The organism is Paenibacillus glycinis (genome assembly GCF_009909185.1).
In the GTDB taxonomy this organism is placed as follows: domain Bacteria; phylum Bacillota; class Bacilli; order Paenibacillales; family Paenibacillaceae; genus Paenibacillus_Z; species Paenibacillus_Z glycinis.
The window spans coordinates 1-16,287 of the sequence record NZ_JAAAMV010000013.1 but is presented as its reverse complement, the minus strand read 5'-3'; the positions used below and the strand labels follow the sequence as shown (position 1 = coordinate 16,287).

Annotated in this window: 14 protein-coding genes and 2 riboswitches; of the genes, 4 read left to right on the top strand and 10 right to left on the bottom strand. The window is 59.5% G+C overall.

Annotated features, from left to right (window positions below; genetic code table 11):
* Positions 1-4 precede the first annotated feature (4 nt).
* From purS to purE, 5 genes are all read right to left on the bottom strand, one after another.
* Positions 5-247 (bottom strand): phosphoribosylformylglycinamidine synthase subunit PurS, encoded by a 243-nt coding sequence (purS, locus tag GT019_RS17020; RefSeq protein ID WP_161744390.1) that lies wholly within the window; start codon positions 245-247, stop codon positions 5-7.
* A 610-nt stretch (positions 248-857) separates the two neighbouring features.
* Positions 858-1,745 (bottom strand): phosphoribosylaminoimidazolesuccinocarboxamide synthase, encoded by an 888-nt coding sequence (locus GT019_RS17015; protein WP_161744389.1) that lies wholly within the window; start codon positions 1,743-1,745, stop codon positions 858-860.
* A gap of 187 nt (positions 1,746-1,932) precedes the next feature.
* Positions 1,933-3,228: an adenylosuccinate lyase gene (purB, locus tag GT019_RS17010; RefSeq protein ID WP_161744388.1), complete on the bottom strand. Its 1,296-nt coding sequence runs from the start codon at positions 3,226-3,228 to the stop codon at positions 1,933-1,935.
* Between the two features lie 3 nt (positions 3,229-3,231).
* Positions 3,232-4,401, bottom strand: a complete 1,170-nt coding sequence (gene purK, locus GT019_RS17005; protein ID WP_161744387.1) for a 5-(carboxyamino)imidazole ribonucleotide synthase — start codon at positions 4,399-4,401, stop codon at positions 3,232-3,234.
* Complete coding sequence (gene purE / locus GT019_RS17000; RefSeq protein ID WP_161744386.1) at positions 4,398-4,883, bottom strand: 5-(carboxyamino)imidazole ribonucleotide mutase; 486 nt, start codon at positions 4,881-4,883, stop codon at positions 4,398-4,400. The genes purK and purE overlap by 4 nt, the downstream gene beginning before the upstream one ends.
* Before the next feature lie 197 nt (positions 4,884-5,080).
* Positions 5,081-5,181, bottom strand: a riboswitch (purine riboswitch).
* Positions 5,182-5,442: 261 nt separating this feature from the next.
* Between purE and GT019_RS16995 the strand changes: the two genes are divergently transcribed.
* Genes GT019_RS16995 through GT019_RS16985 form a run of 3 tightly spaced genes read left to right on the top strand, consistent with a single transcriptional unit; the run spans position 5,443 to position 7,816 of the window.
* A complete protein-coding gene (locus GT019_RS16995) occupies positions 5,443-6,327 on the top strand; it encodes an ABC transporter ATP-binding protein (RefSeq protein WP_161744385.1) in 885 nt (294 codons plus the stop codon).
* A 14-nt stretch (positions 6,328-6,341) separates the two neighbouring features.
* Complete coding sequence (locus GT019_RS16990; RefSeq protein ID WP_161744384.1) at positions 6,342-7,139, top strand: ABC transporter permease subunit; 798 nt, start codon at positions 6,342-6,344, stop codon at positions 7,137-7,139.
* Between the two features lie 23 nt (positions 7,140-7,162).
* Positions 7,163-7,816, top strand: coding sequence for a TetR/AcrR family transcriptional regulator (locus tag GT019_RS16985; protein ID WP_161744383.1), 654 nt, complete (start codon positions 7,163-7,165; stop codon positions 7,814-7,816).
* A gap of 106 nt (positions 7,817-7,922) precedes the next feature.
* On the opposite strand, the gene GT019_RS16980 is transcribed toward GT019_RS16985, so the two are convergent.
* From GT019_RS16980 to GT019_RS16965, 4 genes are all read right to left on the bottom strand, one after another.
* Positions 7,923-9,314, bottom strand: coding sequence for an NCS2 family permease (locus GT019_RS16980; protein WP_161744382.1), 1,392 nt, complete (start codon positions 9,312-9,314; stop codon positions 7,923-7,925).
* 133 nt (positions 9,315-9,447) lie between these two features.
* Positions 9,448-9,548: riboswitch (purine riboswitch) on the bottom strand.
* Between the two features lie 103 nt (positions 9,549-9,651).
* Entirely contained in the window at positions 9,652-10,734 is a 1,083-nt protein-coding gene (locus GT019_RS16975; protein WP_161744381.1) for a peptidylprolyl isomerase, read from the bottom strand.
* Positions 10,735-10,925: 191 nt separating this feature from the next.
* Positions 10,926-12,464, bottom strand: a complete 1,539-nt coding sequence (gene guaA / locus GT019_RS16970; RefSeq protein WP_161744380.1) for a glutamine-hydrolyzing GMP synthase — start codon at positions 12,462-12,464, stop codon at positions 10,926-10,928.
* A gap of 210 nt (positions 12,465-12,674) precedes the next feature.
* Positions 12,675-13,787: a ParM/StbA family protein gene (locus GT019_RS16965; protein WP_161744379.1), complete on the bottom strand. Its 1,113-nt coding sequence runs from the start codon at positions 13,785-13,787 to the stop codon at positions 12,675-12,677.
* Between the two features lie 161 nt (positions 13,788-13,948).
* Between GT019_RS16965 and GT019_RS16960 the strand changes: the two genes are divergently transcribed.
* The gene (locus GT019_RS16960; RefSeq protein WP_161744378.1) at positions 13,949-15,484 is read left to right on the top strand and encodes a bactofilin family protein; all 1,536 of its coding nucleotides are present in this window, start codon (positions 13,949-13,951) and stop codon (positions 15,482-15,484) included.
* A 369-nt stretch (positions 15,485-15,853) separates the two neighbouring features.
* On the opposite strand, the gene GT019_RS16955 is transcribed toward GT019_RS16960, so the two are convergent.
* A partial coding sequence (locus GT019_RS16955) for a hypothetical protein (RefSeq protein WP_161744377.1) occupies positions 15,854-16,287 on the bottom strand: 434 nt, incomplete at its 5' end.

Genomic DNA, 16,287 nt, shown 5'->3' with positions numbered 1-16,287 from the left:
CGTGTTACCCCTCCAATTCAAAGCGGAAATCTTCAACGACCGTGTTCGCGAGCAATTTCTCGCACATCGCCGTCAAACGTGCTTCCGCTTCCGCGCGATCGGACGTATTCAGGTTCAGCTCCAAATACTTGCCGATGCGGACTTTGCCGACTTCCTCGAAGCCCATCGTGTGCAGCGCGCCTTGCACGGCGCTGCCTTGCGGGTCGAGCACGTTTTCTTTGATCGTTACGTAGACTTTAGCCTTCATTAGGGGGGTCGCCTCCTGGAAAATGGTTGTTGGTTGGATGGGAGTGTTCCGCAAAACGTGGATTTGTCGGTCTCAAGCTTATGCTTCCGAAGAGAGTTTTCTGACGAAAACTTTCAGCTGTTGAACTGCCGGAAACTTGAACAATGAACCTTCGGTTGTTTCCGGCGTTCAAAGGCGACCGCTGTCGCTCTCCGACTCGACAAACCACTTTTTTGCTCCACCCATCCGGGAAACATTTTGCATGATGCTCTGGGAGCGGCATGCGCGCTGCGTGGGCCTTCGCCTCACTTGCGGTATTGCTTCGAGCCGGCCGTCAGCTGGCTTTCGCCGCTGGCGATTTATGTGATGCGGAACATCTTTGCTTGTCCCGCGTGTAGTTGGTTATGGACGGCGCTGGAGTCGCTATGGCAAGCCTGTACTGTGCGATCTTCGCTGAGGATAAACCACCTTTGCCAGGCACCTCAGCAGGTACTGATCGTTACCGAAATTCGGGCTGAATCTCCGAGTGCACCGTGTTCGGCACGGTGTTTCGCAACAATCGAGCCCATGTTCATCATGCAGGATGCTTGGCCGCGTCCTCTAACGATTTTCTAGCCTCGGACCCAGCCGCTTACAGCGACTTACCGGTCAGCGCTTCGTAGATCGCGAGATAGCGGTTCGTCGTTTCTTGGACGACCGATGGCGGCAGCGGGTCCGGCTTGCCGTTCTGGTCCCAATCGGAGCCGAGCAGGTACGTGCGGACCGGTTCTTTGTCCATGCTGTCGATTTCGATGTCGTAGCCGTAATTTCCCTTGGCCCAGAAACGGGAGGAGTCCGGGGTGAAGATTTCGTCGATCAGGATGACTTTGCCGTCGATGAGTCCGAATTCGAATTTGCAGTCCGCCAGGATGATGCCGCGTTCTTCGCAGAAGGCGCGTGCGTATTCGTACAGGCGGATGCTCTTGTCGCGAAGTTCCGTGGCAAGCTCGGCGCCGACCAGCTCCTGCATGCGCGCGAACGGAATGTCCTCGTCGTGGCCGACGTCGTTCTTCGCCGCGGGCGTGAACAGCGGTTCCGCGAAACGCTCGTTCTTCCGCATGCCGGCCGGCAGCTCGATGCCGTTAATTGCCGATGTTTTCACATATTGTCTCCAACCGCCGCCCGTGATATAGCCGCGCACGACGCATTCGATGTCGATCCGTTCCGCTTTCTTCGACACCATGATGCGGTTCTTGAGCAATTCCGGCTCCGTCACGAGATCCCCCAGCTTGTACACGTCCGTATGCACGACGTGATTGGCCATCATGTCCGCCGTTTGCTCGAACCAGAAAGCCGACAGCCGGTTCAGCACGTTCCCCTTCTCGGGCACGGCCGGGTCCAGCACGTAGTCGAACGCGCTGATGCGGTCCGTCACGACGATCAGGAAATGCTCGCCCAAATCATACAACTCCCGGACCTTGCCTTTATAAAGCAGCGGCGCCTTAATGTATTCCGCGGCCGTGGACAATGCTTGCGTCATTATTCTTCTCCCCCTGCGCCTTAGGCTTAGTTTATTTATAACGACGTTAGACGGAATAGGCGAAAACGATCTGGACAAGCGCTAGCGATCGCCTTTGTACCCGGAATTCTCCCGCATAGGATAAATTCAAAAAAAATTCCGGGTACACCAGCGATCGGAAGATGTTTTCGCATACGGAGTCTGTCCTTTAAATCAATTCAAGCCGCTTGAAAATCGTATCCACGTGTTTCAAATGCCACGCCGGGTTGAAGCAGTCGGCGATCTCTTCGGCGGACAGCTTGCTCGTGATCTCCGGCGTCGACTCGATGATGTCGCGGAATTGGCGCTGCTCTTCCCACGCCTGCATCGCGCGCGGCTGCACGGTATCGTAAGCCTGCTCGCGGCTGAGGCCCTTGTCGATCAGCTTCGTCATGACGCGGCCGGAGAACGGCACGCCGAACGTGCGCTGCATGTTGCGTTTCATGTTTTCCGGGAACACCTGGAGGTTCTTCAGGATGTTGCCCAGACGGTTCAGCATGTAGTTTAGCAGCATCGTCGCGTCCGGCAGGATGACGCGCTCCGCCGAGGAGTGGCTGATGTCGCGCTCATGCCACAGCGTGACGTTCTCGTACGCCGTCAGCATGTGGCCGCGGATGACGCGGGACAGGCCGGAAATGTTCTCGCAGCCGATCGGGTTGCGTTTGTGCGGCATCGCGGACGAGCCTTTCTGTCCCTTCGCGAACGGCTCTTCCACCTCGCGGAATTCGCTCTTCTGCAGGGCGCGGATCTCGGTCGCGAACTTGTCGAGCGACGTGGCGATCAGCGCCAGCGTCGCCATGTATTCCGCGTGGCGGTCGCGCTGCAGCGTCTGCGTCGAGATCGGCGCCGGCGTGATGCCGAGCTTGCGGCAGGTGAATTCTTCGACGAACGGGTCGATGTTGGCGTACGTGCCGACCGCGCCGGAGATTTTGCCGAACTGCACGCCGTTCGCCGCATGGCGGAAGCGCTCCAGGTTCCGTTTCATTTCTTCGTACCACAGGGCGAGCTTGAGGCCGAAGGTCGTCGGCTCGGCATGCACGCCGTGCGTACGGCCCATCATGGCCGTGTCTTTATACGTAACCGCTTGGCCGCGGAGGATGTCGATGAAGTTCTCGATGTCTTTCTCGAGGATCTCGTTCGCTTGCAGCAGCAGATAGCCCGTCGCCGTATCGACGACGTCCGTCGACGTCAGGCCGTAGTGCACCCATTTGCGCTCGGGGCCGACCGTCTCGGATACCGCGCGCGTGAAGGCGATCACGTCATGGCGCGTTTCCAGCTCGATCTCGTTGATGCGGTCGATGTCGAACGTCGCTTTCTCGCGCAGCGCCGCGACGTCCTCGCGCGGGATCACGCCAAGCTCCACCCAAGCCTCGCACGCGCAAAGCTCCACTTCGAGCCATGCTTTGAATTTGTTCTCTTCGGTCCAGATCGCTCTCATTTCCGGTCTGCTGTAACGCTGTAGCATCGATTAAACCCTCCAAATATTCGTTTCGGAAATCCATGCCAGCGCTTGCTCCGCATTCTCCGCGAGCACGTTGACATGTCCCATTTTGCGTTTCGTTTTGGCTTCATGTTTCCCATATAGATGAATTTTAGGCGCGACGCCCAATCGGGCGGCCGAAGCATCCTGCTTCGCGACCAGCTCCAGCAGCGGCTCCACGTGCTCGCCGAGCACGTTCACCATGACCACCGGCGTCAGCAGCGACGTGTCGCCGAGCGGCAGCCCGCATACCGCGCGCACATGCTGCTCGAACTGCGATGTCCTGCATGCCTCCATCGTATAGTGGCCGCTGTTATGCGGACGCGGGGCCAGCTCGTTCACGAACAGCTCGCCGTCTTCCGTCAGGAACAGCTCCACCGCGATCAAGCCGACGGCGCCGAGTCCTTCCGCGATCCGCGCCGCCAGTCGCTCCGCTTCCCGCTGCAGCGCTTCGTCGATGCGGGCAGGCACGATGGACAGATGCAAAATGTTGTCGACGTGGATATTCTCCGCCGCCGGAAACGTGCGAATCTCGCCCTGGGTGCTGCGCGCCGCAATGACGGACAGCTCTTTCCGAAACCGGATGAACTGTTCCACGACAAGCTCCGTGCCCGCGCGGTTCAACGTCTCGAACGCCTCGTCGATCTCGGCTTCGCTGCGAATGACCCACTGCCCTTTGCCGTCGTAACCGCCCATCGCGGTTTTGAGCACGCAAGGGAGTCCGAACCGTCCCGCCGCCTCGCGCAGTTCGTCCGCGCTGCGAACCTCCGCATAAGGCGCCACCTTCGCGCCAGCCGCTTCGATCGCGCGCTTCTCGCGCAGGCGATGCTGCGTCGTGTACAGCAGCTCGCTGCCTTGCGGCACGTACGACTGCTCCATCAGCATGGCGGCCACGCCGGCGTCGACGTTCTCGAATTCGTAGGTGATGACATCCGCGCGCTTCGCCAGCTCCGATGCGGCATCGCGATCGTCGTAGGCCGCGACGATCTGCTGCGCGACCTGCCCGCACGGCGCATCCGGCGTCGGATCCAGCGCCACGAACCGGTACCCCATCGCGCTGCCCGCATTCGCCATCATCCGTCCCAGCTGCCCGCCGCCCAGAATGCCGATCGTCGATCCCGGCAAAACGATCTTCGCGCCGTTCGCAGCTCTACTCATAGCGTCTCACTGCTTTCCAGCACTTCGCGCTGAATCCGGTCGCGCCGCGCCTGCACGCGCGCCTGCACGCCGGCGTCGAACGCGCCGATGATCTGGCCGGCCAGCAATCCGGCGTTGGTGCCGCCGGCGTTGCCGATCGCGACCGTCGCCACCGGAATGCCGCCCGGCATCTGAACGATGGACAGCAGCGAATCGAGCCCGTTCAAATTCGACGATTTGACGGGAACGCCAATAACCGGCAGGATCGTTTTGGCTGCGACCATGCCGGGCAAATGTGCAGCGCCGCCTGCACCCGCTATGATGACTTTCAAACCGCGCTCCGCGGCGGTTTCCGCGTATTCGAACATCAGATCCGGCGTCCGGTGAGCCGAAACGACCTTCTTCTCGTACGGAATTTGCAACTCGTCCAGCACGTCACAGGCTAGTTTCATCGTGTCCCAATCCGACTTGCTGCCCATGATGACGCCCACTTGTACCGACATTCGCTGATGACCACCTTTGCGTTATATAGAAGAAACCCGAAAAAAAATCCCTCAGCACCGTTCCAAACCTGGAATGCTTCGGGATCTGACAAGACCTGCGGCGAAGTTCTTTCCGCCCGTTCCATCCCATGCGAACAGGATGGTATGCAAGAACGGTAAAGACAACATCAGGCTGCCCCGTCTTGGCGGCAACCTGGCTCTTCATTGCATGGTCTCGTAGTCCGAAAATTGAGGTTCTCGGGTAGATACTCTCGGGCCTGATTCCCAAGGATATACGAGCTTCATCGACAAAATTTTTGTTATTAGCTACGTCTAGTTTATCAATCCTAACGTGGAATGTCAACGCGAAAACACGAACATTAAATACTAATTATAAGTTATAGTTCGTGTTTCGGTTCGTTTTCGATCCAAATGTTTTTCTTTGCCACCCGTTAGTTGTTTGTTTTGTCAGAAAACTCAACCAACTCCCTATTGACTAGCGAGTCAATTTGGCATATAAATGAATTGACCAGCGAGTCAATTAACTTGTCTTCCCTTGAGCTTGGAAGGAGGCATTCTCATGAAACCGATCGTGAACATCGAAGGGCTGACCAAGACCTACGGCAAACGCCGCGGTATCTCCGGCATCACCTTCGCCATCGAAGAGGGCGAGGTGTTCGGCTTCATCGGGCCGAACGGCGCCGGCAAGAGCACGACGATCCGCACGCTGCTGAACATCATTTTCCCGACCTCCGGCAGCGCCAGCATTTTCGGCAAGGACGTCGTGACGCAGTCGCTCGACATCCGGCGGCAGATCGGCTACCTGCCCTCGGAGGTGTTCTACTACGACGACATGAAAGTCGTCGACTTGCTCCGCTTCGCAGCGGCCTTCCATCGCTGCCGCAACGAGAAGCGGATCGCGGACCTCGCGGGACGTCTCGATCTCGACCTGAACCGCAAGATCGAAGACCTCTCCTTCGGCAACCGGAAGAAGGTCGGCATCGCGCAAGCGCTGCTTCACGAGCCCAAGCTGCTGATCCTGGACGAACCGACCGGCGGGCTCGATCCCTTGATGCAGAATACGTTCTTCGAGCTGTTGAAGGAGGAACGCGCCAAAGGGACGACGATATTCTTCTCCTCGCATATCCTGAGCGAGGTCCAGCGGATGTGCGACCGCGTCGCGATCATCAAGGACGGGTCGCTGATCAAAGTCGAATCGGTCGAGAACCTGATGCGCAACAATCTCCGGCATATCACGCTCACGGCGCGGCAGCCGGACGAGATCGATCTGTCCGCCATCGCCGGCATCGTCAGACGGGAGAGGATCGGCACCACGCACCTGAAACTGCTCTACGACGGGGATATGAAAGCCTTCGTGCAGGGCATCGCCGGCTGTCCGTTCACCGATATCTTGATCGAAGAGCCTTCGCTTGACGAGATATTCCTGCATTATTACACGAACTAACGGAGCGTGAGCGCATGCTGTTCAGAAGAGAGTTCAAACGGAATTTGCGGGGCTTGATTATCTGGAGCATTATCATCGCGGGCATCATCTTCCTGTATCTCGGCATCTTCCCTTCGATGGCGAAGCAGCAGCAGGACATGGATAACCTTATGAACGCCGTGCCCGAGGGCATGCAAAAGGCGTTCGGCATGGATCGGCTCAGCCTCGGCACGCTGCTCGGCTTCTACGGCATCGAGATTCACCTCATGACGACGCTGCTCGGCAGCATTTACGCGGCCTTGCTGGCCTCCGGCATCGTGGCCAAGGAGCAGAACGAGAAGACGGCCGAATTTCTGCTGGCGCTACCGGTCTCGCGGCCGACGATCATCGTGCACAAATGGCTTGCCGCCATGGCGAACGTGCTCCTGTTCAACGCGGTCATCGTCGCGGCAAGCTTTGCCGGATTTCAGCTGGCGCATGGCGAGGATCTGTCGTACAAGGCGTTCTTCCTGCTGGAGCTCGCCGTGCTGATGATGCACCTGACGTTCGCCGGCATCGCGTTCCTGTTCTCGGCGGTCGCGCGCCGGACGCGTTCGATCGTGTCCATGTCGCTCGGCACGGTGTTCATCATGTATTTCCTCAGCGTAGCGGCGGGCCTATCCGACCGGCTGTCCTGGCTGAAGTACGTCACTCCGTTCAAATACGCCGACTCCGCTCAGATCATCACGGAGCGCAGCTTTCATCCGCTCTACGCCGGCATCATGGCGATCGCGATCGCCGGTTGCTTCCTGGCCTCGTACTGGTATTATAATAAAAAAGACATCGCCGTCTAACGCATGGAACCGAGGTGAAGGGCTTGTATCCCGCTTTCGCGAAGCTGCCTGAAGAGAAGCAGGCGCTCATCCTGACCGTCTGCATCGAAGAATTCGCCAAGCATGGCTACGACAATGCTTCGACGGATATCATGACCGCCCGCGCGGGCATCTCCAAAGGGATTCTGTTTCATTATTTCAAAAGCAAAAAGAATTTATTTCTGGCTTCGGTCAAGCATGCCACGCAGCTGTTGGTCGAGCGGACGATGGAGGAAGTGAACGCCATCTCGGAAACGGAGTTCTTCGACCGGCTCAAAGCGATCATGCTCGCCAAGCAGCGGGTGAACTTGCGGTTCCTGCCGGAGTCGGAGATGGTGCAGCGGGCCATCGTCCATCCGCCCAAAGCGCTGAAGGCGGAGCTGGACGCGCATTTCGCAGATTATCGCTCGGCATACACCGAGCCGAGCATGCTGAACGGCATTTTCAAGACCGATCTGCTCGCGTCCGGCCCGCTCCGCGAAGGCGTCACGCCGGAGAAGGTATTCAACATGGTCATGATGGTGCTGAACCAATATTCCGCGAAGTACCTGCAGCTGTCGCGCAGCGGGGACTATACGAACGAAGCCCTGCAAGCGATGCTGATCGCGGAAAGCGACGCGTTCATCGATATGGTGAAGTACGGGGTTTATCGGCGGTAGTCCCGGTAGTCCGGCCGCGTCTTCGCGCCGGATCCGTCGCACGCCGATCAAACAACATCAAAAAAAGCACAGCGCCGGTCCGCGCTGTGCTTTGTCATGTCTCTGTTTACCCTTGGCTGCCGATCCAGGCGTAGCGCGCGACGATCAGGATCGCGAGCACCCACATGAGCCAGTGGACTTTGTATTTGCTTTTGCCGGACAGGTTGCCGACCGTTGCCAGCACCACGTACGACACGATCCCGGCGGATACGCCGTTCGCGATGTTGTACGTGAACGGCATCATGGCGATCGTCAGGAACGACGGGATCGCGTACACCATGTCTTGGAAGTCGATTTCCTTGATGGATTGCACCATCAGAACGCCGACGATAATGAGCGCCGCGGCCGTCGCGGACCCCGGGATGAGCGAGATGAGCGGCCACAGGAACAAGGCGGCCAGGAACGCGACGCCGGTCGTAACCGCGGTCAGGCCGGTGCGGCCGCCCTGCGCGATGCCCGCGGAGCTCTCCACGAACGTCGTGACCGTGCTCGTGCCGAGCATTGCCCCGCCGCTGACGCCGACCGCGTCGACGAACATCGCCTTGCCGACGATCTTCCGGCCTTTCGCCGGATCTTTCATGACGCCCGCGCGGTTGGCGGTGCCGACCAGCGTGCCGAACGTGTCGAACAACTCAACGAACGTAAACGTCGCGATGATCGAGATCAAGCCGGTGTGCCACACGCCTTTGAAGTCGAAGTCCCACCAGCTCATCTGGCTGAAATCCGGGGACCAGCTTTGGCCTTTGAGCGTAGCGCTCACGTTCACGTCGCCGGTGATGATCGCGATGATCGTCACGCCGACGATGCCCCACAGGATCGCGCCGGGAACGCGCAGCACCATCAGCACCGCGATCAGCAGCACGCCGATCAGCGTCAGGTATACGCTGGAGTTCTCCAGGCTTCCCATATGGAAGACGGATTCGAAGCCGAGTATGTCCGTGAATTGGCCTTTCGGGATGTCCGTTACCGTGTTTTCCACGCCGACCGTCAGGATGCCGCTGTTTTTCAAGCCGATGATCGTGATGAACAAGCCGATGCCGACCGTGATCGCGTGCTTCAAGCTGTCCGGGACCGCCACGAGCAGCATTTGGCGGATTTGCGTGACCGTCAGGATCATGAAGATGATACCGGAGATAAATACGGCGGTCAGCGCCATTTCCGGCGATATCGGCGAATTCGTCGCTTTCGAGGCCAATACCGTCGAGGCGAAGTACGCGTTCAAGCCCATGCCGGGCGCAAGCGCTGCCGGAAAATTCACGAACAAGCCCATGGCGATCGTGAAAATGCCGCCCGCGAGCGCCGTGGCGAGGAAGACCGAGTAGACGTTCAGTCCCGCGCCGCCCAGCACGCTCGGATTGACGGCCAGGATGTATGCCATCGTCATGAAAGTCGTGAGGCCCGCCATAATTTCCGTTCTTACATTTGTTCCGTGTTCCTTCAAACGAAAGAAACCGCCCATTTTTCTAAAACCCTCCCGAAAATGATTGTTCAGAACAAACAAAGAACCTAGGAAAAAACGCCGCGAAGCTCGGCATTATTCCCTAGGTTCTACGCAAAGACAAGAATCGCCGGCGCGAATGGACCGTTCGCGCAGCAGGCGCCTTGCTCTTCGTAGACAGGCCATTTACGGTGACCTCGTAGAGACTCTCAAGCCGATTCTTGAGATTATACGAAAAGACATGCTTGTTTGTATTGATTCTGTGAACATTTTAGCGACATTATTCACGGCCTGTCAATGGAAAACGATTGAAGCGCCATGAGATTTCCGCAGGCCGATCGCCGCAGGACGATTCAGCCTACTTGCCTTGGAGCGTATTGGCGATCTTCGCCTTGGCCTTTAGTTCGGCCAGCCACGAACCGGAAAGCGCGGAAACCTTATTTTGAATGAGCCGCTCCCGGATTTCGGCTTTTTTCTCTTCTAACGTCGCTTTCTCCGCCGCCTTATGGTCGATCACTTTGATGATATGATAACCGTATTCCGATTTGATCGGACCGCCCAGCTCCCCGACCTTTAGCGAGAACGCGGCGTTCTCGAACTCGGGAACCATCTCTCCTTTGCCGAAGTAACCAAGATCGCCGCCGGCGGCCTTGCTGCCCGTATCCTCCGACCGTTCCTTCGCCAGCTTCCCGAAATCCGCGCCTGCTTTCAGCTGCTTCATGACGTCGTCGGCTTCCGCTTTCGTCGAGACCAAAATATGCGATGCCCTCACCTGTTCCGGCTGATCGAACTCCTCGTGATTGGCCTCGAAATATTGTTTTACCTCTTCGTCCGTCACTTTCGCGCGCGGCTCGATTATCCTGCGAATGCGAAGCTGCGTCGGGGTCTGCTTCTTCAGGTCATCGAGAGTCATGCCGGATTGCTGCAGCGCGGCTTGAAAGTCCGCTTCCGACGGGAATCGCTTCTTGATTGCCGCAATTTCCGCTTCCACGTCTTGGTCGGTGACGACGATCCCCAGCTTCTTGGCTTCTTGGCTGACGAGCTCGTCTTGAATCAAATTATCCAGCGTCTGCACGCCGCCAAGGTCAAGCATCGCGTCGTACAACTGGTTCTTCGTGATGGCGACGCCGTTGACGGAAGCGACCGCTTCCTTGCCGCCGTCCCCTAACGGAGACTGCTGCGGCTTGCCGGCAATCGTGACCGAATTCGAAGCGGCATCGTAATTGACGTTTGCCCCGAGCATCTCGGCGGCCGCGCGCAGAGGAACGTAGGTCACGTTCTTGATCGATACCGGTACCGCGGATGACGGCTTGCCATTGACGATCAACGTCATTTTCGTCGCCGCGTACGCGCCTGCGCCTGCAGCGAGCGTCATGCCCGCCACGACCAGCGCGGTTATTCCCGCTCTGCGATAGAGCTTGCTTCTCTTGCTTTCTTTCACGACAAAACCCTCCCGACAATATAACTTCCCATTGGTTCTTTCATCACGTTCATAATAGGATTCTATATGATCGCGCCGGAGATATAAACCATTTTTATTGGAAGCCGACAGGCTTTAAAGGGCATAAAAAAAACTCCCTTCGATCTGCTGAACAACGCAGAACGAAGAGAGTTTGCCGCTGATATACGAGCCTATTCCCATTCGATGGTGGCCGGCGGCTTCGACGTGACGTCGTAAACGATCCGGTTGACGTTCTCGACTTCGTTGACGATGCGCACGGAGATCTTCTCCAGCACGTCCCACGGAATGCGCGCCCAGTCGGCCGTCATGCCGTCGATCGACGTCACCGCGCGGATGCCGACGGTGTACGAGTACGTGCGGGCGTCGCCCATGACGCCGACGCTCTTCATGTTCGGCAGCGCCGTGAAGTATTGCCAGATCTCGCGGTCGAGACCGGCTTTGGCGATCTCGTCGCGCAGGATCGCGTCGGAATCGCGCACGATCTTGAGCTTCTCGTCCGTCACTTCGCCCAGCACGCGGATCGCGAGACCCGGGCCCGGGAACGGCTGGCGCCAGACGATCGCCTCCGGCAGGCCGCACTCTTCGCCGACTTTGCGGACTTCGTCCTTGAACAGCGCCTTCAACGGCTCGACGAGCTTGAACTTGATGTCTTCCGGCAGGCCGCCGACGTTATGATGCGACTTGATCGTCTGCGCCGTCGCCGTGCCGCTTTCCACGATATCCGTGTACAGCGTGCCCTGCGCGAGGAATTCGAAATCGTCGAATTTCGCGGATTCCTCCTGGAACACGTAGATGAACTCGTTGCCGATGATCTTGCGCTTCTGTTCGGGATCGTCGACGCCCTTCAGCTTGCCCAGGAAGCGGTCTTTGGCATCGATCTTGACCACTTTCATGTCGAACTTGCCGACGAACGTCTCCATGACGCCTTCGGCTTCGTCTTTGCGGAGCAGGCCGTGGTCGATGAACATGCAGGTCAATTGATCGCCGATCGCTTTATGAAGAAGAATGGCCACTACCGAAGAATCCACGCCGCCGGACAGGGCGCACAGCACCTTGCCCGTGCCGACCTGCTCGCGAATGTCGCGGATCGTATCGTCGATGAACGTGCTCATGCTCCAATTGCCCTCGCAGCCGCACACATTATAGAGGAAGTTGTGAATCATCTCGTTGCCCTGCACGGAGTGGCGCACTTCCGGGTGGAATTGCACCGCGAACAGCTTGCGCTCCGGATGGCTCATCGCCGCGATCGGCGCATGGTCCGTGCTCGCGTCGACGCGGAAGCCGCTAGGCAGCTCCACGACGTGGTCGCCGTGGCTCATCCATACGGTTTGGCGGTTCTCCAGCCCCTTCACGAGCTCGCTGCCCGCGATGAAGTCTACCTCCGCTTTGCCGTATTCGCGCTTGCCGGCGCGTTCGACCTTGCCTTCCAATTGATGCGCGATCAGCTGCATCCCGTAGCAAATGCCGAAGATCGGCAGACCCAGTTCGTAAATCGCGGGATCCACGAGCGGCGACTTCTCCTCGTATACGCTTGCCGGTCCGCCCGAGAACACGATGCCTTTCGGCTGCAGCTCCCGGATCCGTTCCACCGAGGTATTGTAAGGCAGCAATTCGCTGTATACGCCCAAATCCCGGATTCGTCTTGCGATTAACTGGTTGTATTGTCCGCCGAAATCGAGGACGACGATCATTTCACTTGGCTTGTTCACTTTTTGTCAAAGCCTCCCTCAAATCATTGTGTCAATTATATATAGGCGCTATGGGACAGTCAAGGAAACGAAAGGCGCGGTTTTTCGAAGCCATCATAAGAAAACGCTGCCGTCGTCGCGCTGCCGCGACAAGGCGAAAACGCGCATGCCGAAAAGAGCCGGACCGGCCTGCACTAGGCCCGTTCGGCTCTCCGACGGTCGCTCGCTGCGTTAGACTTGCTCGGCCGCAGCTGCGGCCAACGCCTGCTGCTGCTTGTTTTTGGCCAATTTCAGATAGCCGTGCACGTTCTGGAATTCGCTGTCCTCCACGAAACGCAGGCGAACGGAACCCGCCGCTTCGGTCAAATAACCGCGAAGCGCGACGGCGCCGCCGCCGAGCATGTAGAAGCACTGGATATCCGGGTTCTTCTTCCACCGCTTCACGATAAGATCCAGCACCTTGTTCGCCGCGCGGCCGAAATAGTTGTCGACGATCGGGCGAATGTCCGCTTGACCCTCGCCGATGCGGTGAATGACGTAATCGCCGCTCTTGACGCGCTGAATCAGCTTCGTCCGGCTGGGGAACCGGTGGCCGAACTGGTCCTCGACGTCCCGGATGATCTGATCCAGGTAGCCGGCCAGCCCGAACTGCTCGCCCGTGCTGAACTGATTGTCGATGCTCATCCGCTTGATGACCGGGAAATCCGTCGTCAGCGCCCCCATCTCGCAAATGCCGATGCAGCCGTAATACAGCTCTTCGTTGCGCACGGAGAGGTTGTCGTGGGTCGCCATGTGGAACAGCGCGGCGGCGCCTTCGATGGAGATGACCGCCCGCTTGACGACGACCTTCACGGCGCGTCCGCGAAGCTTCGGCGTGGAGAGGAAGGTCACTTCATGCTCGCCGACGAGACGCTCCTCGAATTGCTTGTGGAAGCCTGCGTACGTGCGGACCGGCAGCCCCGTGCCCACGATATATTCGACGACTTGGCTCGTCTGGCCCTCGGACGGCGGATAAGCCCCTCCGGTCAGTCCCGCGTACGCCAGCGCGGTGAGCGCCACGATCAGCGCCTGGTCGCTGGTCGCCTTGTTGTCGGTTTCCTCCAGCTCGGAGTTGTCCTGATCCTCCATGGCAAGCAGGCCCACGAAATACCGCTGGTTGTTCTTCTTCAGCTTCGGGCTGTAGACGCGCACGTCCAACGCCTTCAGCGGCGAATCCTCCTCCTGGAAAATATGCCGTTCGTAGCCGGGCGCGAGAATGCTCGGGATCACGACGGGCTCCGCCGAGCCGTCGACGATCAATTTTACGCTGTCGTTTCCTACGTCAATGCCTGCGAGCTTGATCACTTCAATTTCCTCCTGCCTAACGCTAAGATTTTATCGATCTCCTGCCGAAAATAATCGGTATATGTGTTTATTCGGTTAAACGCTCCGCAATGTGAAGGAGACACCGGTACCGTTTTCCGAAACCGATTCAATACCTGGCGCAACGAAGGAGATGCCGACAGATGTTCAAGTTTTGGAAAAGAGACAAGATCAGCACCTCGCTGTCCGATACGTTCATCGGCGAAGGAACCATTGTCGAAGGTCCGATCCGATCGGCCGGAAACGTTCGCTTGGAAGGGCAGCTGCGCGGCGATTTATTTTGCGAGGGGGATGCCGTGCTGGGCGAGACCGCCTTCGCGATCGGCAACATCACGGCCCGCAACCTGTTCCTCGCCGGACAGGTAACGGGCAATGTACGGATCGGCGGCAAGCTGACGATCACGGCGACCGGCAAATTTTACGGCGACATGGACGCCGTCACGCTCGAAATCGAAGAAGGCGGCGTCTTCCAGGGCAACAGCGCCATGGATATGGGCGAGCCCGTCGTCAGCCCGGTCGAACGCAGGACCGGACGCGACAGACGCGTGGCCGTCGCGCCCGACTGGAACGGCGAGGAGCGCCGCAGCGGCTACGACCGGCGGGACCGGGAAGACCGCGCTGGCATGTTGAAAAAACTCAGCTACCGCGCGATGGAGAAGCACGGCCAGCCCGATGTCGCCGCGGATGAAGCAGCGACCGGACCGCACGAGGCGGATGCCTCGCCCGCCGTCTCCGCCGACCCGCTCCGCGAGAGCGGACGGGCGTTCATGCAGAGCATGCACGGCGGCGGCAAGCCGGGCGCGGCGCGCGGCGACGGCATTAGCGAGAATGAACGCGCGGCGCTGGGCATGCCGGGCGCGCCGGGCTTAGCGGCGCAGCGGCCTGCGGCCGGCGCTGAGGCGGCGCAACCGGCGAACCAGACGGCGTTCGGCGAACGGGCCGCGGAAGAATCGACGATCGACGATAGCAGCGCCGATCATTCGATCGACAAGCCACGATCCGCGGCTGTGGATGCGACCGGCTCTCCGGACTTATCTACCGCTCGGGCTGAAGTGAACGCAGCAGCAGAAATCGCCGCGGCAACGTCAGCGGCCGAGGCGGAAACCGAAGCCCCATCCGAAAATGCGGATCCGATCGAAGCGAGCGCAATTGAAGCCGGGTCCGTCCTCATCCATGCGGAAGCTTCGTTCGATGAAGCAAGCATAAGCGCACGCGAAGAATCCGCCGGTCAATCGGCAGTCGTCGACGATATCGCAAAGCTTGCACCCGCTGGCGCAACCGCGCGCGAGGACGGCGAGAGTGAAGTTGTCGCCGCGATTGCCGCGACCGGCGCGGCCGAATCGATCACGATCGCACCCGCGCACGATCGAACGGCAGCCATCGCAGACGACGTGCTCCGGACCGATGCGGACTCCACGCCAATGTCAACGACAATCCCGCCGCAGGATGACGCCGCGGCCGAGCGCCTCGATGGCGAAGCCGACGAAGGTTCATACCGTTCTGCCATCGAAGACGCACGGCCGAGCGAGAACGCCCCCGCTGCGGGCTGGACCGTCTTCGAGCCTGTCTCGGCCGGCCCAATGAAGCGCAATCGCGAGGACGCGTCACCCGAAGCGGCCGCCCGAGACGCCGCCAGCCGCAGAGACGAGGAAGCCGCGGCGTTATTGCGCAACTGGTAGCGAGCAGCCCGTTTCCCACGGAGCGGAATGCCTTTGCCATTCCTGCGTCGCGCACCCAATAGAATGCAAACGCGAATCAGCCTTGGCAGCCATCTGCCAAGGCTTTGCATTTTATCATTCCGCAGAATGCCGCTCCAGTCCATTAGCCGATCTGCGACCCGAACCGAATCGTCGCCTGGCCACCGTCCGCCAGCACGGCATAGTCGGTCCAGCCGTCTTCCCCGTCCAGGCGATTCCCCTTCCATGCCGAGGACATGCGAAGCTGCCATCTTTCACGGACTAGAAGCCTTCGCGACACGTCCAATCCGAAATGCTCTTCGCGGGCAACAAAACGCCGCAAGCCGTTATCTTCCCGGCTTGCGGCGTTTTTCATCTCGAAGCGGACAAGCCCGTGATCAGCTCGGCCATCTGCTGCTGCGTCGGGAGGCGGTGCGCGTAGGCGTCGAAGCGCGCCTCCTCGTCCCACCGCACGAAATCCGCGACCAGCGGCACGGTCTGCGGCGGCAGGTCGAGCGCCGCCGCGTATTCCCGCAGCGTGCGGTGCACGGGCTTCGCGCCGCACTGCTTGTACAGCTCGCGCCACAAGGCGTCCGCGAGCCGGAGGAACTGGCTGCGGGCCGCGGTGTGCCGGCCCGCCTGTAGGGCGCTGCCGTACCGGCGCAGCGCCGAGCCGAACGCGAAGCGTTCGCGCCTGCGGCGCAGCGCCAGGGCGAGCCCGGCCGCGCCGGTGACCGCTGCGGCGCACGCCGCCATGGCCCAGGGCGGCGCAGCCATGGCGCCGCGGCCCGCGTCCGCGAGGGCCT